Annotated in this window: 16 protein-coding genes; 5 read left to right on the forward strand and 11 right to left on the reverse strand. The window is 59.9% G+C overall.

Annotation, left to right across the window (positions count from 1 at the left end; all coding sequences use genetic code 11):
* Positions 1 to 166: 166 nt before the first annotated feature.
* Both GDN47_RS14325 and GDN47_RS14330 read right to left on the reverse strand, forming a co-directional pair.
* Entirely contained in the window at positions 167 to 2860 is a 2694-nt protein-coding gene (locus GDN47_RS14325) for a DNA translocase FtsK (RefSeq protein ID WP_371865513.1), read from the reverse strand.
* 510 nt (positions 2861 to 3370) lie between these two features.
* Positions 3371 to 5887, reverse strand: a complete 2517-nt coding sequence (locus GDN47_RS14330) for a DUF1217 domain-containing protein (protein ID WP_152093626.1) — start codon at positions 5885 to 5887, stop codon at positions 3371 to 3373.
* 318 nt (positions 5888 to 6205) lie between these two features.
* On the opposite strand from GDN47_RS14330, the gene GDN47_RS14335 reads away from it, so the two are divergent.
* Positions 6206 to 6772 carry a DUF6101 family protein gene (locus tag GDN47_RS14335; protein WP_069613709.1) on the forward strand — a complete coding sequence of 189 codons (567 nt, stop codon included), beginning with the start codon at positions 6206 to 6208 and terminating at the stop codon, positions 6770 to 6772.
* 69 nt (positions 6773 to 6841) lie between these two features.
* Here the strand turns inward: GDN47_RS14335 and GDN47_RS14340 are convergent, their stop codons facing one another.
* The 3 genes from GDN47_RS14340 to GDN47_RS14350 all read right to left on the reverse strand — a co-directional run bounded on the left by GDN47_RS14340 (position 6842) and on the right by GDN47_RS14350 (position 9160).
* Positions 6842 to 7297, reverse strand: coding sequence for a GNAT family N-acetyltransferase (locus GDN47_RS14340; RefSeq protein ID WP_113330474.1), 456 nt, complete (start codon positions 7295 to 7297; stop codon positions 6842 to 6844).
* Positions 7298 to 7337: 40 nt separating this feature from the next.
* Positions 7338 to 8300: a 4-hydroxybenzoate octaprenyltransferase gene (gene ubiA, locus GDN47_RS14345; protein WP_113330473.1), complete on the reverse strand. Its 963-nt coding sequence runs from the start codon at positions 8298 to 8300 to the stop codon at positions 7338 to 7340.
* 74 nt (positions 8301 to 8374) lie between these two features.
* Positions 8375 to 9160: a MipA/OmpV family protein gene (locus tag GDN47_RS14350; protein WP_371865514.1), complete on the reverse strand. Its 786-nt coding sequence runs from the start codon at positions 9158 to 9160 to the stop codon at positions 8375 to 8377.
* Between the two features lie 300 nt (positions 9161 to 9460).
* On the opposite strand from GDN47_RS14350, the gene GDN47_RS14355 reads away from it, so the two are divergent.
* Positions 9461 to 10348, forward strand: a complete 888-nt coding sequence (locus tag GDN47_RS14355; RefSeq protein ID WP_233789926.1) for a three-Cys-motif partner protein TcmP — start codon at positions 9461 to 9463, stop codon at positions 10346 to 10348.
* Here the strand turns inward: GDN47_RS14355 and GDN47_RS14360 are convergent.
* From GDN47_RS14360 to GDN47_RS14370, 3 genes are all read right to left on the reverse strand, one after another.
* Positions 10324 to 11073 (reverse strand): DUF5131 family protein, encoded by a 750-nt coding sequence (locus tag GDN47_RS14360; protein ID WP_152093629.1) that lies wholly within the window; start codon positions 11071 to 11073, stop codon positions 10324 to 10326. The two genes, GDN47_RS14355 and GDN47_RS14360, sit on opposite strands and share 25 nt — an antisense overlap.
* A gap of 146 nt (positions 11074 to 11219) precedes the next feature.
* Positions 11220 to 12479, reverse strand: a complete 1260-nt coding sequence (locus GDN47_RS14365) for a cyclopropane fatty acid synthase (protein WP_145322687.1) — start codon at positions 12477 to 12479, stop codon at positions 11220 to 11222.
* A 144-nt stretch (positions 12480 to 12623) separates the two neighbouring features.
* Positions 12624 to 14933 carry a Tex family protein gene (locus tag GDN47_RS14370; RefSeq protein ID WP_152093630.1) on the reverse strand — a complete coding sequence of 770 codons (2310 nt, stop codon included), beginning with the start codon at positions 14931 to 14933 and terminating at the stop codon, positions 12624 to 12626.
* Positions 14934 to 15179: 246 nt separating this feature from the next.
* Here GDN47_RS14370 and purD point away from each other — a divergent pair, with 246 nt between their 5' ends.
* From purD to GDN47_RS14385, 3 genes are all read left to right on the forward strand, one after another.
* On the forward strand, positions 15180 to 16448 hold the full coding sequence (gene purD, locus GDN47_RS14375) for a phosphoribosylamine--glycine ligase (protein ID WP_152093631.1): 1269 nt from the start codon (positions 15180 to 15182) through the stop codon (positions 16446 to 16448).
* 214 nt (positions 16449 to 16662) lie between these two features.
* Complete coding sequence (locus tag GDN47_RS14380; RefSeq protein ID WP_152093632.1) at positions 16663 to 17091, forward strand: plant virulence effector HPE1-like domain-containing protein; 429 nt, start codon at positions 16663 to 16665, stop codon at positions 17089 to 17091.
* Positions 17092 to 17451: 360 nt separating this feature from the next.
* A complete protein-coding gene (locus tag GDN47_RS14385) occupies positions 17452 to 19266 on the forward strand; it encodes a methyl-accepting chemotaxis protein (protein ID WP_152093633.1) in 1815 nt (604 codons plus the stop codon).
* 74 nt (positions 19267 to 19340) lie between these two features.
* Here the strand turns inward: GDN47_RS14385 and GDN47_RS14390 are convergent, their stop codons facing one another.
* From GDN47_RS14390 to GDN47_RS14400, 3 genes are all read right to left on the reverse strand, one after another.
* Positions 19341 to 19835 carry a 2-thiouracil desulfurase family protein gene (locus GDN47_RS14390; protein ID WP_145322677.1) on the reverse strand — a complete coding sequence of 165 codons (495 nt, stop codon included), beginning with the start codon at positions 19833 to 19835 and terminating at the stop codon, positions 19341 to 19343.
* Between the two features lie 14 nt (positions 19836 to 19849).
* Positions 19850 to 21964 (reverse strand): glycine--tRNA ligase subunit beta, encoded by a 2115-nt coding sequence (gene glyS, locus GDN47_RS14395; protein ID WP_152093634.1) that lies wholly within the window; start codon positions 21962 to 21964, stop codon positions 19850 to 19852.
* 85 nt (positions 21965 to 22049) lie between these two features.
* Complete coding sequence (locus GDN47_RS14400; RefSeq protein ID WP_152093635.1) at positions 22050 to 23984, reverse strand: DUF2207 domain-containing protein; 1935 nt, start codon at positions 23982 to 23984, stop codon at positions 22050 to 22052.
* Between the last annotated feature and the right edge of the window lies 1 nt (position 23985).

A 23985-nucleotide genomic window follows, 5' to 3' on the forward strand; every position in this document is an offset into this window, starting at 1 on the left:
TTCGTCAGGTCATCGCGCTTCGGTTTCTGCGGGCGGGATATTCGTTTGCGGCGACAAAGTGCTACGGGCCGCCAATCTCCCCCCTTGTGGGGGAGATGTCACGAAGTGACAGAGGGGGGTGCGCACTCTCCGCAACAACCGCGGCAAGCGTCATCCCCCAACTATATCAATCGAAATCCTCATTGCCCGAATTGCCGCCACCATTGCGGTTGCCGGAGATGATCTCGCGTTTGCCGACATGGTTGGCGGGGCCGACGAGACCGTCTTTTTCCATGCGCTCGACCAGCGATGCCGCGCGGTTGTAGCCGATGCCCAGGCGGCGCTGGATGTAAGAGGTCGAGCACTTCTTGTCGCGCATGACCACCTTGATCGCCTGCTCGTAGAGATCGTCGCCGTCTTCCGAGGCAATCGCGCCCTTGTCGAAGACGGCTGTGTCTTCTTCCTCGTCTTCTTCGTCTTCGTCGGCGGTGACCGTGTCGAGATATTCCGGACGGCCCTGCAGCTTCAGATGTGCCACGACCTTCTCAACTTCCTCGTCGGAGACGAAGGGGCCGTGGACGCGGGAGATGCGGCCGCCGCCTGCCATGTGCAGCATGTCGCCCTGGCCGAGGAGCTGTTCCGCTCCCTGCTCGCCGAGAATGGTGCGGCTGTCGATCTTCGACGTCACCTGGAAGGAGATGCGGGTCGGGAAGTTCGCCTTGATCGTGCCGGTGATGACGTCGACCGAGGGACGCTGCGTCGCCATGATCAGGTGGATGCCAGCGGCACGCGCCATCTGCGCCAGACGCTGGATCGCACCTTCGATCTCCTTGCCGGCGACCATCATCAGATCGGCCATTTCGTCAACGATGACCACGATATAGGGCATCGGCGTCAGGTCCATTTCCTGTTGCTCTTCGATCGGGGCACCAGTGCCCTTGTCGAAGCCGGTCTGGACCATGACGTGGATCGTCTCGCCCTTTTCCTTGGCGGAGGCAACGCGGCTGTTGTAGCCGTCGATGTTGCGCACGCCGAGGCGCGACATCTTCTTGTAGCGATCCTCCATTTCGCGCACGGCCCATTTCAGCGCCATGACGGCTTTCTTGGGATCGGTCACGACCGGGGTCAGCAGGTGCGGAATGCCGTCATAGACGGAGAGTTCCAGCATCTTCGGATCGACCATAATCAGGCGGCACTGTTCCGGGGTCATGCGATAGAGCAGCGACAGGATCATGGTGTTGATGGCGACGGACTTGCCCGAGCCGGTGGTGCCGGCCACGAGCAGATGCGGCATCTTCGCGAGTTCTGCGATAACAGGCTCGCCGCCGATCGTCTTGCCGAGGCCGAGCGCCAGCTTGTAGCCGCTCTTCTCGAAATCGGGCGAATCGATCATCTCGCGGAAATAAACCGTCTCGCGGTTGACGTTCGGCAGTTCGATGCCAATGACGTTGCGGCCCGGAACGACAGCAACGCGAGCCGAGAGGGCCGACATCGAACGGGCGATATCGTCCGCAAGGTTGATGACGCGCGAGGATTTGACGCCGGGCGCCGGCTCGAATTCATAAAGGGTGACGACCGGGCCTGGACGAACATGGATGATCTCGCCCTTGACGCCGAAATCCTCCAGCACGCTTTCCAGCAGGCCGGCATTCTGCTCAAGCGTTTCCTGCGTCATGATCACACCGGAACGAGCAACAGGCTCCTGCAGCAATTCACGCGGCGGCAGCTCGTATTCTCCATCGGCGGTGCGGGCAATCGGGCGCCATTCGGGCGGCGTCAGGGAGACGGGACGGCGCGGCGAGATCGGCGAAGGCGGCGCGTCGATCAAACGCTGAGCAGCGGCCTCGACGGCGGGAATGGTGGATATAGCCTTGGCAACCGGTTCAGCAGCGGCCGGAGCGGCGACCTTCGCCGGCATCGGTGCCACGACCATGACCGGAGCGGGGCGTGTTTCGACGGCCGGAGCGCTTTCAGCACCATAAACGGCGGTGACGAAGGCAGGCGGAACGAATGTCTCGGCTGAGGCCTCAACGACAGGCTGCGGCTCCGGCTGCAGCGCTTCCTCAGAAGCCGCCACAACTTCGATGACCGGAGCCAAAATGGCAGCCTCCAGCGCTGCGAGCTCGTCCATGGCAGGGTTGCTCAGATCTGCCGCCGGCTGGCTGGAAATGGTTTCGACTGGTGCTGGGACCTCTACTGACGGAGGCTGCACGGCAACGGGCTGCGGCGCGATGGCCGCTGCCGGGCGGCGGCACTCGACGACGCGGAACTTTGCGATGATCGATTCGGCATCGACTTCCGGCCTGGACGGCGCGGGCTGCTTCGGCTCACCCCTGAGGGCAGAAACGAACTCGCCGTCGAACGGCATCGCGTCCCAGAAAGCGAAATCGGAAAGATGGGCAAGACGCGACTCGACCACAGGCGCGGCTACGGACTCGGGAACACTTGACTGTACAGGGGAAGCATCCAGCGCGATCGCGGGAGCTTTCGAGAATGCGGTAGCGATAACGGTCATCTCCAATGCGTCCGGCTCGGTTGCCGGGGAATTCTGAATTACTGTCGGAATATAGCCTTCCACCGCCAGCGGCATGTCTTCGAGCGGTGGCAGATGGAACTCGTCCTGCCGCACGGGCGGGACGACAATGGCTGCAGCAGGTGCCGCAGGTGCTTCGGCCACAACAGGCGGCTCCATCACCCGCATAGCGGCATGCGCGGAAGCCTGCGGCCGGATCTCGGGCTTCGGCTCGGCAGGCGGACGGCGGCTGATGATTTCGTTTTCGCGCGTGCGGGTAAAGCGCACGTTCGGCCCCATCAGGAAGGCATTCTGCCAACCTGGAGACGCGAGATCTTCCGCAGAGATCCCCTGCGGCAGAACCGGCATTTCCTGTTCGCTCGTAACCGCAGCGGCCTGCAACGCCTCTACAACGGGCGGTGGCGCAGCGGCGGTGCGCTTCCTCACCTCGTCGGCAAGGCGCTTTTCCTCGGCCCGGCGCTGCTCTTCGGCCTTGCGCTTGGCTTCGCGGGCATTGCGAATCTTCTCTTCCAGAAACGCGCGGCGAGCAGCAATCTGCTCGGCCCGGCGGGCCTCTTCGGCCGCCTGCTCCGGGTCGAGATCCCCCTCCGGCTGGACGCCTTGCGAGGCATTGGAAAGTGTCGTTCGGGAAAGACGCATGAGACCTGCAACCCAGTCATTGATATTGCCGTTGGCTTCTCAAATCGAATAGGGCAAGGATGGTTAATAAGTTCCTTCCTGCCGTTGTGGAAAGCTGCCATTCCACACCCGAAAAACACGTCCGAATATGCTCAGAAACCCTGCGAAAACAAGGGTATGGCAAGCCCCTGCCGCGCGGAAGCGCAACGGGGAGACAGGTTAGATTTTTTGCGGGACCTGTTATCGCGACGAGGACAGCTGCGCGATGGAAAGCAGCGTATCGGCGCTGATGCCGGAGCTCGACGACGAGCCCGTGAGAATCGATAGCGCCGGCGATGTCGAGGAGGTCGTATTGTTCTCCATGTCATACATCGCGGAGAATCGCTGTAGCAGCTGATTGACCTTATCCGGGTCCTGCAGATCGCTCACATTGACGAACTTGCTCAGCATGCTGGCCTGGGTATCGACATCCATATTGGAGATCGAGCTTGGCAGGTTGTAGGTGGTGGTGATGACCTCATAAAGCGCCGAATCGCCCATAATGTCATAGATCGAGTTGATATCGGACGCCTTGCGCTGGAAGTAGAGCGCTAGTCGCACGCCGGGATTGGTCTCGCCTTGCTGATCTTCCAACGTTTGATGCAGAAAGAGATCATTGGTCGCCGCAAGGGCGCCCTGGTTTTGCGCGGTGCCGAGCTTGCTGTCGGTCAGGTTGCCGTCGGTGCCGAAATTGAACGCCTCGACGATGCTCTTGAACTTGGCGCCATCGGTCGTGTTGATGAAGCTCTTCGAATCGGACGGATCGGAGGCGAAAGCCTTCTTCAGCGTCGCCGTATCGACCGTCTTCGGATCGATGCCACTGGCCGTCAGGATGAAATTCGTAAGCTTGCTGTCGGCCAGGAGATCCGTGACGCTGGTCACCTTGACGATATTGGTGGCGAAATAGGTGCCTGCGGTTTTGGCATCGCTGGTGGCTTTGGTCAGTTCCGCGCCCGACAGCCCCGCCGTAGTGCGGCTGGAATATTCCGAGATATAGCTGTTGATCTGCGTTTGCGACAAAGACTGCACCGGCGCCTTCAGATTGCCTTTACTGTCGAAATTGAAGGCCTTGGCAAGCGCGGTAAAACGAGAGTCCTTGAGCGAGTTGACATAGCTCTTCGGATCGTAGGGATCGCTTTCGAGAATCTTCGTCAGCTGAGACTTCGTGACTTCGTTCTCGCCGATGCCATAGGCACGCAGCGCCATCTGATAGAGTTCCGGCGCACTGTCGTTGGAGGTATCACTGTCGGACGTATTGCTCGCAAAGAAATCCTTGATGGTCTTCACGTCAGCGATGCGGTTCTTGTAGTTGTTGACCGCATCCGTGGTCAGGGTCGATTGCGACGACTGGTAATTGCTCATATAGGCCTTTGAGGCCGCGTCGATCTCAGACTGGGACTGCGCGATCTGGCCGGAAGCAAGTGTCCCGTCCGACTGGAAATTGAATTGGGAGACGACGTCGGTCAAACCGAAGATGGCGGCGGTCGTCGAATCGCCGAAGGCGTTCTTGAAGACGACGGCTGGCGTCGTCGGATCGATGCCATATGCCGTCTTGATGTAATCGAAAAGGCGCGTGTCCGATGTCAGCTGGTCGACCGACGTGATGGAGCCGATATGATTCTTGTAATAGAGATCGTTGTCGGTTGCGCCGGCGCTCGTCGTGAACGAGGGCACGGTGGAATTGTAGGCGCTCATCACATCGGCCTGCTGGCTGAGCGTCTGCGGCCCTCCGGGATAGTTCGTGGTGTAGCCTGCCGTGGTGGCGCTTATCTGGTCAGATGTCTGTGCTTGTGAACCGGATGCGACGGTGCCGTCGCTCTGGAAGTTGAATTCCGCCATGACGGCGGTCAGCCCGTTCGAACTTGCGGTGCTGGCATCCTTGGCCGAAGCATTGAACTGGTCTGCCGTAATGTAGGACGGAATATTGAATGCCGTCTTGACGTACTGGAACAGCTGCGGATTGGACGTCAGCTGATCGACCGAGGTGACGCTGCCGATATTGGCCTCGTAATAGGCCGTGTCGCCGTCCGGCGTCGATGTCTTGACCGTGCCATCGGCATTGAAATTGAATTCCGCCACTAGGGCCTTGTCGGCAGTGCCGCCATTCTGATTGACGTAGCTGTTCGGATCGCTGAGATCGCTCGTCAGCATCTGCTTCAGAGCCGAATTCGACACATAGGTCGGGTCGATACCGTAGGCCTGCAGCACATAATTACGCAGGCGGGTATTACCGAGCAGGTCATCGACCGTCTTAACCGAGCTGATATTCTGGCTGTAATAGGTCGTTTCGGTCGCCGCCGACGTCTCCTCATTCGTAAAGGATTGTTGGTAAAGCCCGATGAGGTCGTCTTCCTGCGTGCTGGTTTGTGCCGTATTCGTCGTACCCGTCGCGCTCGTGCCGAAATTGAACGCCGCAGCGAATTCTTTGTAGCGCGGATCGGTGAGCTTATTGGCGAAACTGCTGGAGTCGCTGAGGTCGCTGGTCAGGACCTGTTTCATAAAGGCCTTGGCATAAGTCATGTCCGAAAGCCCGTAGGCTTCCATTGCGTAACTGTATAATTGATAGTCATTCAGGAAGCTGTCGACGTCAGTTACTTTGCCGATATTGGCGTTGTAATAGTCGATCAAACGCTTGTTTTGCGACTGCTGCGCCACCTGGTTGAGTGAGGTCGCCATATCTCTGGTTGCGATCGTATAACCAAGATAAGTGGAAATCATCAGCAGAATCCCAATAGATCTCTAATAAAGGGGGCGAATCTGGCTGACATTATTTCATACAAACCTTACCTGAGACTTACACGCACTCACCTTATGCGTGCACTATACTGACGCACCACCCTGCCCTGTGTTCACCTTATGGAAACCCTGATGCATTCGAGTTTGCTAACCATTTGAGGACGCAAAGTTTTCTTAACCTCGATTTTTAAGCTGTCTGGAAGGGACGGCGCCTAATCTGCCCAACAACGAGAGGACAAAAGTTCTCCGAGAGAAGACCGGAACAACCGGCTCTCAGGTAAAGCAAGGGTAGAAAAATCGATGACTAATACCGTCCTGAAGCCCGACTGGGCTGGAACCACACTGCGGCTTGATCCGGCGCGCTTCCCGCAACAGGTCAGCTACGCCATGCGAGGTGCCGAAGGTGATGTCACCATTACGATCGACGAGCGCGGCGCAGTGCTGCGCAAGATCCTGCCGTCCAGCGGCCTGCCGCTGTCCGTTGCCTTGCCCAAGCGTGCATTCCAGGGTGTAGCCGCCCGCGCCATAGATCACGGCGACGGCGAAGTCACCGTCACGCTGGAACTGCATCACTCCGATCCGGACCTCTGCATCCCCCTTCTCGTGGCCCACGATTTGAGCGACATCGCCGCCGACTGGCGCTCCTGGTCGGAAGCCTTCCGTATTCCGATGCTGATGATCGAAGCCGACGGCGTGGCCCGTCCGCTGGAAGAACATCTCGGCGGTGTCCGCTCGCAGGACAGCCAGCCGCGTCGCCGCCATTCCTATTTCGCAAATCGCCGCCCACGCTTCCTCGTGCGCCGCACGACCGGCAAGCTCGGCATCAAGATGAAAATCCAGGGTCGCGAGATCATCGCCAGACATTAAGCCGATAAGGCTTGAAACCGAATATCGGCAGAAACCGGCCGTGGGAAAACCGATTCCGCGGCCGAAATCTTATAGTATCAGCGAGCGCTCCATGATGATCGTTCGTTCATCGCCATGGAAACTCTCTCCGACAGCATGGAAGCCGAGCTTTTCGTAAAAGCCCTGCGCAGTGATCGACGAGGGGACGGACAGGGTGGTATTGCCACCTGCCCTCGCCGCCCGTTCGATTGCCGCCATCAGGTAGGCGCCAATGCCACGTCGCTGCGCGGAGGGAGAGACGAACACCGTGCGCACGACGGCGCGGTCAAGGCTCGCGGTGCCGACAATGCTTCCATCTTCGACCGCCACGAAGACCGTTCTGCTGCTCATGAGCCTGCGCACGCTAGCGGGACTAAAGCTTTCGGCAACGCGCGCGATGATATCGGGAGAATAGTCCCGTGCGTCGCTCTCGTGAAGTGCGGTCAGGATTACGACGCTGATCGCCTCGGTGTCCGCCTCTGAGGCCAGACGGATTTCGCATGCCATGACGCCCTCCTCTGGAACCTGATGCGGCGCATCCCTTCCTTCAGGGAGCAAGAAACAGGAACGACAGGAAAAGACCGGCGAAGATGATCAGCCCGACCCGATTGTTTGATTTGAAGAGGGCCAGGCATTGTGCGCCGTCGTTGATATCGAGCACGGCGATCTGATAGGCGAACATGCCGCCGGCGACGGCCAGGCCGAGATAGGCCAGCCAGCTTGTACCTGCGAGCGCAAAGGATAGCAGCATCAGAAGCAGGGTCGCTCCATAGAGTCCGACCAGCCAGAGGCGCGTCTGATCGCCGAAAAGCCGGGCGGTCGAGCGCACACCGATCAGCTCATCATCCTCCTTGTCCTGATGCGCGTAGATCGTATCGTAACCGATGGTCCAGAGGATGGCGGCGAGATAGAGCACGATCGGGGCAAGCGACAGGCTGCCGAAGAGACCCGCCCAGCCCATCAGGGCGCCCCAGGAAAAGGCAAGGCCGAGGAAGAATTGCGGCCAGTCGGTAAAGCGCTTTGCAAAGGGATAGAGCGCAACGATGCCGAGCGACAGGATACCGAGCACGACGGCAAACCAATTGAACTGCAGCAGCACCAGCAAGCCGACGAGAGCCTGCAATGCGATGAACACTTTGGCCTGAAGGCGCGTCACGCGGCCCGAGGGCAGCGGGCGCGAGCGGGTGCGCGCCACGGACATGTCGATCTCGTGGTCGACCAGATCGTTGTAGGTACAGCCGGCACCGCGCATCGCGACGGCGCCGATGAAATAGAGGGAGAGATGGCAGATCACCACGAAGCCGGGGGAGCCATGTCCCAGGGCGACGGAGGCATTGGCCGCAAGCGCGACGGACCAGAAGCATGGCCACATCAGGAGCTGCCAGCCGATCGGCCTGTCCCAGCGTGCAAGCTGGGCGTATGGCCAAAGCGTCGGGGGCAGAACGCGGTAGACCCAGTTGCCGGATGGCGCGTCAGCGACGCGCCCGTTGATGTCGCCTGTGTTTTGCATAGGCGAGTAGTAGTGATATCCGGCACCCGAGGTCAAGCGGCGAGGCCATAACGAGACATGACCTCGTCCGTTGCTCAGTTCATCGTGAAATTGAACTTGTAGCTGGCGGAAACCCCGATCAGCAGCTGGTTACGGTCGCCACGCTCGCGCACGAGGCTGCTGTCGGCAGCCGGGCCGGTGAGCCGGGTATATTCGAGGAAGGTGCTGGTGGTCCAGTTCTGCGAGGCCTTCCAGGTCAGTGCGCCGCCGAAACCGACGGATTTGATACCGCCGCCGGGCTTGTAGCCGCTGAGGCCGGAGGCAGCCGATTCGCGCGCATTGACGCCATAATAGGTGTCGAAATAGTCGCTGCTGGCGAGCGTCATGCGTGGACCGGCCGAAGCGCGAAGCTCCGGTGTGATGTCGGTAAAGGCATCCACCGCGGCATCGGCGACGACGCCGCTATGGGCGCGAATGCCCTGGCGAACTTCGACGCGGGCGCGCAGCCAATCCGTGGGATAGGCCTCGGCAAAGCCGCCGGCTTCCACACCCCACTTGACCTTCTTCAATCCCCTCAGCTCGTGCCCATCGCTGCTGTCGCGGCTCGGTACGAACTTGCCCACGATGCCGACGCGGAATGCATCGCTTTCGATCAGGGCGAAGGAGGGATTGTCGTTGCGCGAGGAAAAGCGCGGGCCAGGACCCTGCCGGCCGATGGATACCAACGGCGACCATTGCAGCTTGTTGTGCTTGCCGCCTTCGAATTTCGGTGCAGAGAAACCGGCCGCACCGACGCTTAGGTACCAGTCACCCGACCACAAATGCTGGCCGTCGCCCGCCTCAGCAGCGCCGGCATAGGCGATAGCGGAGAGGCCGCCAATGAAAAGGAACCTTAACTTTGCAAACACAACGAAACTCCATGATACGCAATACAAGGGGCCGGAGGACCCGAAAGTTGCCTCAAATTATGCGGATCGCGTTACCGCTCCCTTAACCACAAGACGGAGAATTTGGCGGAGGGACAAATGAGAACGTCGGCACATGCTGCCACGCCACTAGCGTATAAGCCGTCTGACTCTCACATCGCCTACTAAAAGTGCATCGCCAGCCTTGACGGAGAGAGTTTAGCTGCCAAACTGCCATTTATTGGTGTGCCCTGAATCAATTATTGGCGAGGCAATTTGGATCAAAGGCATTTCTTCGGAAGCTCCGAGACGGAGAAGAAACTCGACTGTCTCCGGCGGTATCTTACTGCCTATTCAACAGCGCTCCAGAACAAGCAGTTCGCCCGCATCTATATCGATGCGTTCGCAGGAACAGGTAGTCGGACAGAGACAAAGGCGGTGCTGCCTTTCATGGGCCACGGCGAGGAGACAACCGTTGAAATTTCTACTCCTGGGAGCGCAAGAATTGCTCTGGAGACCAGTCCATCATTTCATCATGTACTTTTAATCGAAAAGGACCCTGAGCGCGCTGCCGTTCTAAAGACCGTCTTGAACGAATATCCTGGTGCTCGGGGGCATGTTCGAACTGGCGACGCGAACACGATCGTTCAACGCGTGTGCGCACGCTATGATTGGCACCGCGAACGAAAGCGGGGCGTTGTTTTTCTTGATCCTTACGGAATGGAGGTATCTTGGGACACCGTCGAAGCCATCGCAGAAACGAGAGCATTGGATTGCTGGTATTTCTTCCCATTGTCAGGTTTGTATCGCAACGCGCCCAAGGATCCGGACCGCTTGGACGCGGGTAAGGTCGCGATATTGAACAGGGTATTCGGTACTGCCACATGGCGACAGGATTGGTATGAGCTGAACGCGCGTCAATTCGATATTTTCGGCGAATTGATTGTTGAAGAACGTCGGACATTTGACGTTGATCGGATCGAGGAATGGGTCGGTGACCGCCTTCGTTCTGTTTTCAAGGGAGGCGTCCTAAAGCCAATGCGGTTGTACCATCCAAATGGCGCTCCGATGGCGTCCCTCTTCTTCGCGATCGCAAACCCCAACAAAGCTGCCGTCAGGTTGGCGACCGAGATCGCTGGTCACATACTCAAGCGCGGCATTTGATCCCAAGTTTGGTGCCGGTATGTCCTTCCGGTCGCTTTTTTGTTTTTTCCGCCCCACTGCTTGAAAAAGAACGCAGCGTCGGCATCGCTGCACATGTCAAAGATTTCGTCGATCCATGTGGGATCCAAAGGCCGGGCATTCGGGCCTGACTCACCTCCGACTATTGCCCACTGAATTCCCGTTAGCGAACCGCGTGCAACCGAACCAATGAGAGGTTCGAACGAGACGAAACGAATTGCCGCCGGTATTGATCGGAGGTCATCCAACCGGTGAAGCACCCGATCATCTTCCACGCTCGTACCGAGCCAAACATTGGGCAGGGTCCGGAAATCATTGAGTAAGATTTCTTTCATGCGGTCCGGTCGCTTGGTCAGGATCTGATATGTGTGTCGTTCGGTCATCGCCATGACATCCCAGACTTTTCGAATAAAGTCGATTGGCACATCTGGATGGAACAGATCGGACATAGAGTTGACAAAGACGTTCCGAGGCTTCGACCAGGTTTCAGGAATGCAAAGCGCTGCCTCGTCAACACGGACTTCCCCGGTCCATTTTGCGCGGCCGCCGCTTTTCCGCGTCAATCCGCGATACTTCTCCAATCCCATGGCATCAAGCCGGGCGGCCATCCGCATAGCGTAACAGTTGGTGCACCCGGCACTCATGACCGTGCAGCCGGCCACCGGGTTCCACGTAGTATCGGTCCATTCGATTGATGTATCTGCCATGATCTCATCCTCGGTCTAGCGGCTGGAATACATCAGAAAAGCGTTTAAGACCCGTTTCTCAAAGAGGCGCAGTATTTCTCTGCCCTATGTCCGGCTGTCTAGTTCAGCATGCAAGGCTGCCTGTAAACTGGCAAAACAGAATCTTCCTAAAACGTCACCTTCTCCAAAGGTGCGCGCCCTGCCTCGAATTCCTTCAGCTTCGCCTCGCGTTCCGCGATGTAATTGCGGTTGTCGGGGACGGCGAACTGGTTCTTGGTGATCTGGAGCTGCATGATGAAGAGCTCATCCCAGCGGAAGCCCATTTCGGAGCCGGCCAGATAGAACTCCCACATGCGGAAGAACTTCTCGTCGTAAAGCGCGACGGCATCGGCCTTGCGCGCCACGAAGCGGTTGCGCCAGTGCCTTAGCGTATAGGCATAGTGCATCGGCAGGGTCTCGACATCCCGCGTGAGCAAGCCGGCCTTTTCCAGCGGCGGCGTGGTCTCGCCGATCGACGGAATGTAGCCGCCGGGGAAAATATACTTTTCGATGAAGGCGTTGGTGGCAAAGCTCGGCTTCGGGCGGGCAATGGAGTGCAGCAGCATGACGCCGTTATCATCAAGCAGCTCCGAAACCTTGCGGAAGAACTTGCCGTAATCGCCGATGCCGACATGCTCGAACATGCCAACCGAGACGATACGGTCGAATTTCTTGCCGGACATGTAGCGATAGTCCTGCAGTTCGAAGCGGACGCGATCGGAGAGGCCACGCTTGGCCGCCCGCTCACGCGATACCTTGAGCTGCTCTTCGCTGAGCGTGATACCGGTCACGTCGAGGCCGGGATAGGCCTCGGCGAGATACATGGCCATACCGCCCCAGCCGGAGCCGATTTCCAATACCTTCTGGCCGGGCTCGACCAGCAGTTTGGCAGCGATGTGCCGTTTCTTGGCGACCTGCGCTTCATCCAGGCTGATGCCAGGCGGATTGAAATAGGCGCAGGAATATTGCCAGTCCTCATCGAGGAAGAGGTCGAAGAGCTTCGCTGAGAGATCGTAGTGATGCGCAACATTGTGCTTGTTGCGATTGATCGGCGAGCGGCTCTTGATCTGCTGCCAGGCGATACGACCGATCAGCAGCGCCGCCATGCGGAAGTCGAAGACCTCATTGGTGGTATTCTGCTTCACCAGCGACAGGAATTCGTAAATGTCGCCCTGCTCCAGGATGAAGCGGCCTTCCATATACATTTCGCCGAGCTTGAGCGTCGGATCGCGCGCGACGGCATCTTCAGCCTGCTGATCGGCAAACCGGACGGCTACCGTCTCTCCGGTTCCGTCGCCGACCACATGGGTCTCGCCGGATGCGAGCGTAAGCCTGAGTGAACCTTTACGGATGATTTTCTGGACGAGAGGAAAAAGGGTCGACGCCATGGACGCCTCGAATGTTATGACATGACATTAAGGCAACTTTAACGCCTCACAGCGTTGTGGCAAGCGCACCTTTCCACAGTCATTGGCACTCTGGCAACAACGCTGCCAGAGTGTGACATTCTTGCACGAAGTTCCGCTAAGTCCTTATTTTCGTTTGAGTGCATCGGCCAAGGCGGCGCCAAAACTACCCTGCTGCTCGGCCTTGGGACGGGTATTTCCCTTAACGCCAGCGTTGCGCGCACCACCCTGTTCGCGTGTATCCCGCCCGGACGGGGCCGCCACAGTGCTGCCATCTTTGCGCATGGAGAGGCCGATTCGCTTACGCTTTGCGTCGACTTCCACGACCCTGACCTTGACGACGTCGCCGGCCTTCACGACCTCATGCGGGTCCTTGATGAAACGGTCCGCCAGCTGCGAGACATGCACCAAACCGTCCTGGTGGACGCCTATGTCGACGAAGGCGCCAAAGGCAGCGACATTGGTCACGGTTCCTTCCAGCAGCATTCCCGGCTTGAGGTCGCTGATCTCGTTGACGCCCTCCGCAAAGGTTGCGGTCTTGAAGCTCGGACGCGGGTCTCGGCCCGGCTTTTCCAGCTCGGCGATGATGTCACGCACGGTCGGCAGGCCGAATTTGTCGTCGATGAATTGCCGGGGGTCGATAGCCTTCAGCGTTGCCGTATCGCCCATCAGCGTGCGGAGATCACGGCCGCAGGCAGCGACGATCTTCTTGGCCACACCATAGGCCTCCGGGTGCACCGAGGAAGCGTCGAGCGGCTCCTTACCATTCGGGATGCGCAGGAAGCCGGCGCATTGCTCAAAGGTGCGCTGGCCGAGACGGGCGACCTTCAGGAGATCACGCCGTGTCTCGAATGCGCCTTCGACATCGCGATGCTTAACGATGGCGTCGGCGATCGATGGCCCGAGGCCGGAGACACGGGAAAGCAGCGGCGCCGAGGCCGTGTTCAGGTCGACACCAACGGCATTCACCGCATCTTCGACCACGGCATCCAGCGAACGCGACAGCTTCTGCTGGTCGACATCGTGCTGGTACTGGCCGACGCCGATCGACTTCGGTTCGATCTTCACCAACTCGGCCAGCGGATCCTGCAGGCGGCGGGCGATGGAGACGGCGCCGCGCAGCGAGACGTCGAGACCGGGGAATTCAAGCGCAGCCGTTTCCGAGGCAGAGTAAACCGATGCGCCGGCTTCGGAGACGATGACCTTGGTCGGCTTCGGCGCCGGCAGTTCGGCCAGCATGTCGGCCACCAGCTTTTCGGTTTCGCGGCTGCCGGTGCCGTTGCCGATCGCGATCAGTTCGACCTTGTGCTTGCGGATGAGCGAGGCAAGTGCGGCCTGTGTGCCGCGCACGTCGTTCTTCGGCGGAAAGGGATAGACCGTCGTCGTCTCTAGCAGCTTGCCCGTACCGTCCACCACGGCGACCTTGACGCCGGTGCGGATGCCGGGATCGAGGCCCATGGTGGCGCGGGAACCCGCCGGCGCTGCCAGTAGCAGATCCTTCAAATTGCGGGCGAAGACGTGGATCGCTTCTTCTTCGGCACGTTCGCGCAGTTCGCGCATCAGGTCGAGCGACAGCGACATCGAAAGTTTGACGCGCCAGGTCCAGCTTGCGACTTCCGTCAGCCAGCGGTCGCCGGGCAGGCTGGCGCCGATATCATAGGCCGCAGTTATCATGCGCTCGACCGGCTTGTTGGGCGAGACGGCATCCGTATCAACCTCAATGGTCAGCGTCAGCACCTCTTCGTTCCAGCCGCGCAGCATGGCGAGCGCCCGATGACCGGGCGCTGTCGCCCAACGCTCCTGATGGGCGAAATAGTCGGAGAACTTGGCGCCTGCCTCCTGCTTGCCGTCGACGACAGCGGCCTTCAGCGTGGCATGGGTCTTCATATAATTGCGCAGCTTACCGAGCAGATCGGCATTTTCAGCAATGCCTTCGGCGATGATATCGCGCGCGCCTTCCAGCGCCGTCTTCACGTCAGGCACATCGGCCGTGATAAAGCCCTCGGCCAGCACCGTGGGATCCTTGGAGCGATCACCGAGGATCGTGTCGGCCAAGGGGCCGAGGCCGCGCTCCCTGGCAATCTCGGCGCGCGTGCGGCGCTTCGGCTTGTAGGGCAGATAGAGGTCTTCCAGCTCGGACTTGGTGGCGACGGTGCCGATCTTGGCCATCAACTCGTCGGTCATCTTGCCCTGGCTGGTGATGGATTCAATGATGGCCGCACGGCGAGCCTCGAGTTCACGCAGATAGACGAGACGTTCCGAGAGCGTGCGAAGCTGGGTATCGTCGAGGCCACCGGTTACTTCCTTGCGGTAGCGCGCGATGAAGGGCACGGTCGCGCCTTCGTCCAGGAGTTCGATGGCGGCCTTGGCTTGATCCGGGCGGGCATTGATCTCGGCGGCGATGGTTGCGGCAAGGGAACGGATATCAGCGGCCATGTGTCTCTCTGAACTGAACGAGCGTGATGGGACCATAAGCATGATCCCGCGGACATAAGAAGCGGTTTTCGCCACGCAACACGCTAATCCCGGCGCGGAGATGGCGTGGAGGGCGAAAGCCGTTTCCGCTTTAGCGGGATAAAAAGGCATGGCAATGTTGCCGGCCCTGCCTCCACAGGATTTGCCGCTTGACCTTTGGCTCAACCCCGCTTAACCGCGCAAAAGGACGCAACGAAAGGGCAAGCCATGAGAGTTCTGTTGATCGGATCGGGCGGACGCGAGCACGCACTGGCCTGGAAACTGGCGCAATCGCCCCTGATGACGGAATTCTACGCCGCACCCGGCAATCCCGGCATTGCCGAGCACGCGACGCTTGCGGCGCTCGACATCGACAATCATGACGCCGTTGTCGCCTTCTGCAAGGACAAGGCCATCGACTTCGTCGTGGTCGGCCCGGAAGCGCCTCTGGTCGCCGGCATTGCCGATGCGCTGCGCGCCGCCGGCATAGCCGTCTTCGGCCCTTCCGCGGCGGCAGCCCAGCTCGAAGGGTCCAAGGGTTTCACCAAAGATATCTGCGCCCGCTACAATATTCCGACAGGTGCCTACCAGCGCTTCAACAATGCGCCGAAGGCAAAAGCCTATGTCCGCGCTCAGGGCGCGCCGATCGTCGTGAAGGCGGATGGGCTTGCGGCAGGCAAGGGCGTCACCGTCGCCATGACCATCGACGAAGCACTTGCCGCGATCGACGATTGCTTCGAGGGCGCTTTCGGCGAGGCCGGGGCGGAGGTGGTGATCGAGGCCTATCTCGACGGCGAGGAGGCAAGCTTCTTCTGCCTTTGCGACGGCAAGCACGCGCTGGCGTTGGCGACCGCCCAGGACCATAAGCGTGTTGGCGATGGCGATACCGGCCCGAACACTGGCGGCATGGGCGCGTATTCCCCTGCTCCCGTGATGACGCCAGACATGGTCGAGCGGACCATGAAGGAAATCATCGAGCCGACGATGCGCGGGATGGCGGAAAGCGGCCATCCCTTCAGCGGCGTCTTCTTCGCCGGGCTGATGATCACCGCCAAGGGGCCAGAACTGATCGAATACAATGTCCGCTTCGGCGATCCCGAATGCCAGGTGCTGATGATGCGGCTGAAGAGCGATCTGCTGCCGCTGCTTTATGCCTGCGCCAACGGCACCCTGGATCAGATGACGGCCGAATGGAGCGACGACCCGGCGCTGACCGTCGTCATGGCCTCGAAGGGCTATCCCGGTTCCTATGCCAAGAACACGCCGATCACAGCGCTGCCCGCGGGCGGTGAAAACGAGAAGGTGTTCCATGCCGGCACAGCCCTGAAGGACGGAGCGCTGGTTGCAACCGGTGGTCGGGTGCTGAATATTACGGCAACGGGCAAGACAGTGGGCGAAGCAAAGGAACGCGCCTATGCCCTGGCCAGCAAGGTGAAATGGGATAACGGCTTCTACCGCAATGATATCGGCTGGCGTGCAGTGGAGCGCGAAAAGTAAACATCCCTGCGGCTCTGCAATTGCAAGTCCATTAAATTTTTACCTAATCTCCTGACGGGATGGAAATAAAGCGACACTAATGTCTTCGTCACTATAGAGCCATTGCGCTTTTCTTCGAAACGCGAAAATGCTCTATCCCTTTGTTTTTACGCAATTCCGGACGGAAAACCGCTGCGCACTTTTCCTGGAATTGCTCAAGGCGGAGTTCTTGGTTATGCGTTCCTTTTTTCTGACCTTGGCGTGCGTACTGGCCGGCGGCTCCGCCATGGCTTCGTCGATTCAGCCGATCAACGGCACGATGATCGGCGGCAAAGGCAGTATTATCGACAAGAGCTGTGCCGAATGCCCTCCGCTGAAGCCGCCGGTCACGGAAAAGGAATATACCGTGCCGGCGCTGGAGCCTGGCACCCAATCCGTGGTCGTGCGTGATATCGATGGTCAGAAAAGGGTCGTCCGCACCGAAGCGTGGATGGGAGGCTCGCCTGTTAACTTCGTCAGCAAGCCGACGCCAGAAGCGCTTGCTGCGGCCGGTGAACCTGCCGATGGGATCGACATGACCGCTCAGACGGCGGCTTTGCCCAACTCCTTCGTAGCTCGCGAACCTGCGCCGCTCGATATCTCCGGCTTCCAGCTTCGCCAATAATCTTCACAAGGCGTTCCCGCGTTTGGGCGCTTGCGAAATGCCGACTATATTCATACTTCGAAATATATCCTCTTCGTATTCGGCAGAACTAAATAATCTCTCACAAAACCTAAGTTTCGCTGGTGTGATCTTCAAATATAATTGCGTATTACTTACAATGATTGCACATATCTGCGGTTTAATTCGAAATTAAATACAACCAAGACCCCATAATTAAAGCTTTTTTAGACATAAACAGCGATTTTACTGTCACCGGACAGCAGCATGTCATTTAAGCGGCGGCAAGCGTATTGGGATTCTCTCAGGCGATCGCACAGGCGGTAGGAAACCGCACCGGTATTCACCCTTGTGGGAGGCACCATGAAGAATCTCAAGATATCGCATCAATTGTTTGCCCTGCTTGGCGTCCTGATGGCCGCCTTCGCGGTGGCCACTTATTTCCAGATCCGGTCCCAGGCCGATTCCATTTACGACGACCGCTTCGACATGCTGCGCACGCAGGTCGAATCCGGCATCTCGGTTTTGAACCAGTATTATCAGCGCGAAAAATCCGGCGAGATGACCCATGAGGCGGCCCAGGCCGAAGCCTTCAAGGTTCTCTCGCATGTGACCTTCGCGCCGGCAGGCTATCTCTTCGGTTTCGATTACAATGTGATCCAGCGCATTCATCCGAGCCCCGTCAATATCGGCAAGGACATGTCCGGCCAAGTCGACAAGAATGGCACCCATTTCAGCAAGGAAATGGTCGAGAAGGGCATCAAGGGCGGCGGCCGCACCATCTATTACTGGAACAAGCCGGGTCACTCCGACAGCGAGTTCTTCCTGAAGGGCAGCTATTCGGCAGCTTTCGCTCCCTGGCAGATCGTGCTCGGCTGCGGTGTCTACATGGATGACCTCGAGGCACAGATCAATGCCACGATGTGGCGTGCTCTCATGATCTGCGGCATCGTCTTCCTGATCGGTATCGGCGCCGCCTTCTACTTCATCCGCGGCATCACGAAGCCGCTGACCGACGTCCACGCAGCCCTGAAGGCCGTCGCGGACGAAGACGTGAAGACCGCCATCCCGCATACCGAGATGCGCAATGAAATCGGCCTGATGGCGAAGGCGACCCAGGCGCTGCAGGAAAAGGTTCGCGAACGTCATGCGCTTGCCGACCGTCAGGCGGCACAGGAGCTGGAAATCAGCAACGAACGCGAACAGAACCTGCGCCAGCAGCAGGACGAGGCCCGCGAACAGGCCCGCGTCGTTGCGGTCATCGGCAAGTCGCTCGAAGAGCTTGCTCGCGGCGATCTGACGGTGCGCTGCGGCGATCTCGGCGCCAGCTATGCCGGCCTTCGCAACAACTTCAATGAGGCACTGTCGCACCTCGAAGCCGCGATGGGTCGCGTCAATGCCAAGGGCAACGACATCGGCCTCAGCAAGGAAGAAATCCGCCGCGCCTCCAACGAGCTGTCGCAGCGCACCGAGCGTCAAGCCGCTAGCCTGGAAGAGACCTCGGCCGCACTCGACGAACTCACTGTCGCCGTCCGTCAGACCGCGGAAGGCGCCGATGAGGCCAGCAAGCGCGTCCATGCCGTCAGCGCCGAAGCATCGCGCAGCGATGCCGTGGTTGCTCAGGCGATCGAAGCGATGAGCGGCATCGAGAAATCTTCGGCCGAAATCGGCAAGATCATCGGCGTCATCGACGAGATCGCCTTCCAGACCAACCTGTTGGCGCTCAACGCCGGTGTGGAAGCGGCTCGTGCCGGCGAATCCGGCAAGGGCTTTGCGGTCGTCGCCCAGGAAGTGCGTGAACTCGCCCAGCGCTCCGCCGCAGCCGCGAAGGAGATCAAGGACCAGATCGCCCGCTCTTCCGGTCAGGTCGATCAGGGCGTTCGCCTTGTCGGTGAGGCAGGCGAAGCGCTGAAACGCATCTCCGGTCAGATCAAGGCAGCCAATGAGATCGTCTCGAAGATCGCCCACAGCGCCTCCGAGCAGGATACGACGCTGCGCTCGATCTCCTCCTCGATGAACCAGCTCGATGCCGCCACGCAGCAGAACGCCGCCATGGCTGAGGAAACCACCGCATCGGCCGAGACGCTCGCCGCCGACACGGAAGATCTTCTTGCCCTCATCCGCGGCTTCCGTGTCAACGAAGGCCGCGCGGTCATGGATCATCGCCGCGCCGCCTGATTAGTACAGCTGCAAAAATGGGAAACCGCCGGCCTCGCATCCGGCGGTTTTCTTTTGAGCAAGGCTTTGCTGCGTTAGTCTGCGACCTTCAACCGCTCGACCAACCTGTCGATCTCGCGATCGGAATAGACCTCGATACCGGCCTGCTTGAGCAGCGCCGCCGTGACGCCGCGGCCGTTCTGCTTGCCGCCGGAAAATGTGCCGTCATAGATGAAGCCGGAGCCGCAGGATGGGCTGCCGTCGATCAGGAGAGCGTAACGACAGCCGGTTTCCGTTGCGAGCGCCAGCGCATTTTCCGCCGCCTGGCGAAATTCCGCCGTGACATCGCCGCCGGTGATTTCCATTACCCGTGCGGTGCCGGCAAGCACATCCTCGCCGGTCGCGCCGCCTGCAATTTCGGCAGGCGGTCTTGGAACCGCCATGCCGGCGGACATTTCCGGGCAGATCGTCACCAACCGCCCCTCCTCCCGCCAGCGATCGATCGCCGGATGGACAAGAGGCTTGGAGCGGCCGTCATAGCGGACGGCATGGCCCATGAGGCAGGCGCTGACGAGGATTTTTCCGGTCATCGCGCCCCCATGTCTTATCCCGCGATCTTCGAGAAGTCAGCGACCGTGCCGGTTGCCTCACGGATCAGGCGCAGCAGTGCCAGGCGATTGGCGCGGATGGCGGCGTCTTCATCGTTCACGAGTACGTCCTCGAAGAAGCGGTCTACGGGCGCACGCAGCTTGGAAAGAGCTGCCATGGCCGAGCGGAAATCTTCCTTGGCGATCGCGTCAGAGGCCTCCGCAGAGGCGGCCTTCACGGCAGCAAAGAGATCCTTTTCGGCATCGAGCTTCAGCAAGGCTTCCGAAACGCCGTCGGCGACGACGGTGCCCTTCTTCTCTTCGGCGGCCAAAAGCTGGGTGGCGCGCTTGGTGCCGGCGAGCAGGTTCTTGCCATCCTCGGAGGTGATGAAAGCGGTCAGCGCTTCGACACGGCGGGCGACCATCAAGAGATCGTCGGCCTCCGGCGTCAGCACCGCGTCGATCAGGTCATGACGGGCGCCGAGATCGCGCAGGTAGACCTTGAGGCGATCATGGAAGAAGGCGAGCAGGTCGGCATCCCCAGTGGTCGCGAGCAGCGGCAGGCGAACGCCGCGCTCCAATAGGATACGGACGACACCGAGGGCTGCGCGGCGCAGTGCATAAGGGTCCTTCGAGCCCGTGGGCTTTTCATCGATCGCCCAGAAGCCGACGAGCGTATCCAGCTTGTCGGCCAGCGCGACAGTGATCGCAACCTTGTCTTCGGGAACGCGGTCGGACGGGCCTTGCGGCTTGTAGTGATCTTCGATCGCTGTTGCCACGGAAGCATTCTCGCCCTGCAGCGAGGCGTATTTGCGGCCCATCACGCCCTGCAGTTCGGGGAATTCGCCGACGGCTTCGGTGCGCAGATCGGCCTTGGCGAGCACGACGGCGCGGTCGACCAGGGCGGCATCGGCGCCGGTGATCCTGGCGAGGTCGGCGGCGAGCGCCCGGATGCGGGCAACACGCTCGCCCTGACTGCCGAGCTTGGCATGGAAGGTAACATTCAGCGCATCGAGCTTGGCCATGCGCTGATCGAGCGGCTTCTTCAGATCGAGGCCGAATTTTTTAGCGGAGGCTTCCAGCATTTCGAGATCGGGCAGATCGCCCTGATCGCGCTTCCAGAAATGCAGCGCGTCCGACAGACGGGCGCGCACGACCTTGCCGTTGCCGTGGATGATTTCCTTGCCGCCATCCGTCGCCTGGATATTGGCGACGAGGATGAAGCGGTTGGACAGCGTCTCGCCGGCCTGCGGCCGGGTGACGAAGCATTTCTGGTTGGTCTTGATGGTCAGGCGAATGATCTCCGAGGGGATCGAGAGATAATCCTCCTCAAAGGAGCCCATCAGCACCTGCGGCCATTCGACAAGGCCGGAAACCTCCTCCAGCAGGCCTTCGTCCTCAACCAGTTCGAGGCCATTGGCAAAGGCGACATCGCGGGCATCATGCAGGATGATGTCCTTGCGGCGCTCGGCATCGAGAACGACGTGGGCCTTTTCCAAGCTCGAGGCATAATCCTCGAAACGCTTGACCGTGATCGGGCCTGGCGCATGGAAGCGATGGCCATAGGTCACATTCGAGGCGACGATGCCGTCGATCTCGAAGGGGATGACGACGGTTTCCTCATGCTCGGTGCCGTAGACGCAGACGATCGATTGCAGCGGGCGCACCCAGCGCAGCGAGCCGGGCTTTACTGATGCCTTACCCCAGCGCATCGATTTCGGCCAGGGGAAGCTTCTGATGATGTCGGGCATGACCGAGGCGACGATTTCCTCGGCAGCACGGCCGGGCTTGGAAATGATCGCAACGTAAAAATCGCCCTTCTTCGGGTCGCTCTGCACCTGCGCCTCGGAAATGGAGGACAGGCCGGCACCGCGCAGAAAGCCTTCGATCGCCTTCTCGTTGGCATCGGTGCGTGGGCCCTTGCGCTCCTCGCGCACATCGGCCGAGCGCGCCGTCAGGCCGCGAATATCGAGCGTGAGGCGCCGCGGCGTCCAATATTCCCTGGCACCCTCATAGGAAAGACCTGCTTCGACCAGGGCATCGGTCACCAGCTTCTTCAGGTCGCTGGCAGCCTTGCGCTGCATACGGGCGGGAATTTCCTCGGAGCGGAGTTCGAGAAGGAGATCGGGCATGGGAGCTGTCTTTACGTTGAGGCAGAAATGATCCGGGCGGACTTAGCAAGCCCGGCGGCAAAAGTCACCAAGGCAAACGGCGAATTTACCACCCTCCTCCGCCTCCACCGCCTCCTCCACCACCGGAAGATCCACCATCGCCGCCTCCACCGCCGAAAGCGGAGGATGAATTCGATGCCGGTGCAGGAATCGTCGAGGCTATGGTCGACGCCATGGAAGAGGAAAAGTCGCCGATCGTGCCGCCGATATTACCAGGGCGGAAATCGCCGGAATACCAGACCGGTGCGTAGGCTGCCGCTGCTGCACCTGCGGCGGTCGCAAGCCAGGTCTCGAAAGCGCTCGACCAGGGCTTTTCGACACCGAGCGCGACCGCATAGGGCAGCAGTTTTTCGAAATGCTGCGGCGACATCTGCGGCACGCCCTGCATGTTCATCCGGTCTCGTTCGGCGAGCGTCAGATATTGCCGGAGGCCGGCGATGCCATCCATCATCTTGCGTCCAAGCGGTGTCGGCGCGCCCATCAGGAAATAGAAGACGACGTTGAGCGCAAAAATGCCGACGATGCCGGCGACCAGCGGCAGCAGGCCCGCTTCCCACAGTGGCACGACCGCGGCGGCAAAGCCGTTGACCGCGACGGATACCAATACGAAGCCGAAGAAGGCGCAGATCAGAACGGAAAGAATTCGCTGGCCGAGACTAGCGTTGGGACGCCGAAATCGTCGACCGATGATGTTGGTGAAGATGGTCACGAAAATCGACAGGACACCGGGCATGACGATCAGCGGCACCGCATTTTCATGCAACCGCCCGAAGATGATGATGGATGCCAGGATCAAAACCGAGAGAGCAACACCGATCACGACATAGAGCGAGTTGGCCTTGTAATACTCGCCGCGATGATCGCGCTCGATCGCGCTGCGAAACTTCGCACCCAAACCCTGCACCGCCTCGCCGTTTTCCTTGTCTATGACGAGCGGAGAAAATGGTCCGACGGCCTGCATCAGCACCTTGTCGCCGCCGCTGAGATCGCCGCCGGCCTTGCCGGTCGGGCGGATAACGACCTTTTCCTTCAGATCATCGAGAATGACATAGCCGCGCACGGCAAGGTCGATTGCCGTCGCGGAGAATGCCGTCCAGCCGGAACTGGCGAAGCCCCCGTTATCGATATAGTTCACGAGCGCCGGCGAAATACCGTCAGGCGGGTCCCAGCGTGGGACCATAACACCCGCAGGTGGGTCTCGGCCGACAGCGATCCAGCTTCGCATGTAATAGGCAAACAGCAGGAGCAGCCCGCCGATGGCGATGATCGTATCGAGATGATCCCGAAGGAACCAGCCCCATTGCTGGCTGTCGCTGGGCGGCGCAATCGCTCCTTTGCCTAGCTTGATGGCGATCGTCAGGCCCTCGGCGGTGGCGAGCGGCCTAGTCGTCGCGAAGGTAACGATATTGCCCTGTTGGCTCGCACTCGCGTTCTTGCCCGTAGCGCCGCGCGGCCCCGTAAAGAAGGCAAGCTGCTGCGGCTGCACGCCATCGGGCAAGGTGACGGTTGCCTTCGCATTGATGATCGGGAACAGCCAGCCGTTGCCCGTCACATTCCAATAAAGTTCGTCGTGATCACCGAAATAGCGCATCTGTCTGTTGGTGTCATACGTCAGGCGAAATATATGCGGGCCTGGGTTCAGAATACGATCGGCCTTGCCGATATAGATGCGTTCGCCGCCGCTAATACGCTCGCTACGCCAATCCTCCGGCTGGCCGTCACGCTCGACGGCGACGACCTTGAAATCCACCTCGATCTGACGGCCACCGGCATCTGTCATTGTCAGCGGGAAATCCCGAAAGATGCCGCGGCGGATATCTCGGCCCTCGGCATTGACGGAGATCGTCTCGACGACCCGCATGGAGCCGTCGCGATGCAGCGCGATTGCCTGATCGAAATTGGTGATGAGCTCGGCTGCCGTCACCGCCGTCGCACAGAGCAGCAGGCACAGAGCCAGAAAGAATCCGCAAAGCCGTGTCATC

Source organism: Martinezella dioscoreae (assembly GCF_009176305.1).
Lineage (GTDB): Bacteria > Pseudomonadota > Alphaproteobacteria > Rhizobiales > Rhizobiaceae > Rhizobium > Rhizobium dioscoreae.

Coding starts and splice junctions, on each gene's coding strand:
- GDN47_RS14325 (WP_371865513.1), bottom strand. CDS start 2,860: ATGCCGGTTCTGCCGCAGGGGATCTCTGCGGAAGATCTCGCGTCTCCA.
- GDN47_RS14330 (WP_152093626.1), bottom strand. CDS start 5,887: ATGATTTCCACTTATCTTGGTTATACGATCGCAACCAGAGATATGGCG.
- GDN47_RS14335 (WP_069613709.1), top strand. CDS start 6,206: ATGACTAATACCGTCCTGAAGCCCGACTGGGCTGGAACCACACTGCGG.
- GDN47_RS14340 (WP_113330474.1), bottom strand. CDS start 7,297: ATGGCATGCGAAATCCGTCTGGCCTCAGAGGCGGACACCGAGGCGATC.
- ubiA (WP_113330473.1), bottom strand. CDS start 8,300: ATGCAAAACACAGGCGACATCAACGGGCGCGTCGCTGACGCGCCATCC.
- GDN47_RS14360 (WP_152093629.1), bottom strand. CDS start 11,073: ATGGCAGATACATCAATCGAATGGACCGATACTACGTGGAACCCGGTG.
- GDN47_RS14365 (WP_145322687.1), bottom strand. CDS start 12,479: ATGGCGTCGACCCTTTTTCCTCTCGTCCAGAAAATCATCCGTAAAGGT.
- GDN47_RS14370 (WP_152093630.1), bottom strand. CDS start 14,933: ATGGCCGCTGATATCCGTTCCCTTGCCGCAACCATCGCCGCCGAGATC.
- purD (WP_152093631.1), top strand. CDS start 15,180: ATGAGAGTTCTGTTGATCGGATCGGGCGGACGCGAGCACGCACTGGCC.
- GDN47_RS14380 (WP_152093632.1), top strand. CDS start 16,663: ATGCGTTCCTTTTTTCTGACCTTGGCGTGCGTACTGGCCGGCGGCTCC.
- GDN47_RS14385 (WP_152093633.1), top strand. CDS start 17,452: ATGAAGAATCTCAAGATATCGCATCAATTGTTTGCCCTGCTTGGCGTC.
- GDN47_RS14390 (WP_145322677.1), bottom strand. CDS start 19,835: ATGACCGGAAAAATCCTCGTCAGCGCCTGCCTCATGGGCCATGCCGTC.
- glyS (WP_152093634.1), bottom strand. CDS start 21,964: ATGCCCGATCTCCTTCTCGAACTCCGCTCCGAGGAAATTCCCGCCCGT.
- GDN47_RS14400 (WP_152093635.1), bottom strand. CDS start 23,984: ATGACACGGCTTTGCGGATTCTTTCTGGCTCTGTGCCTGCTGCTCTGT.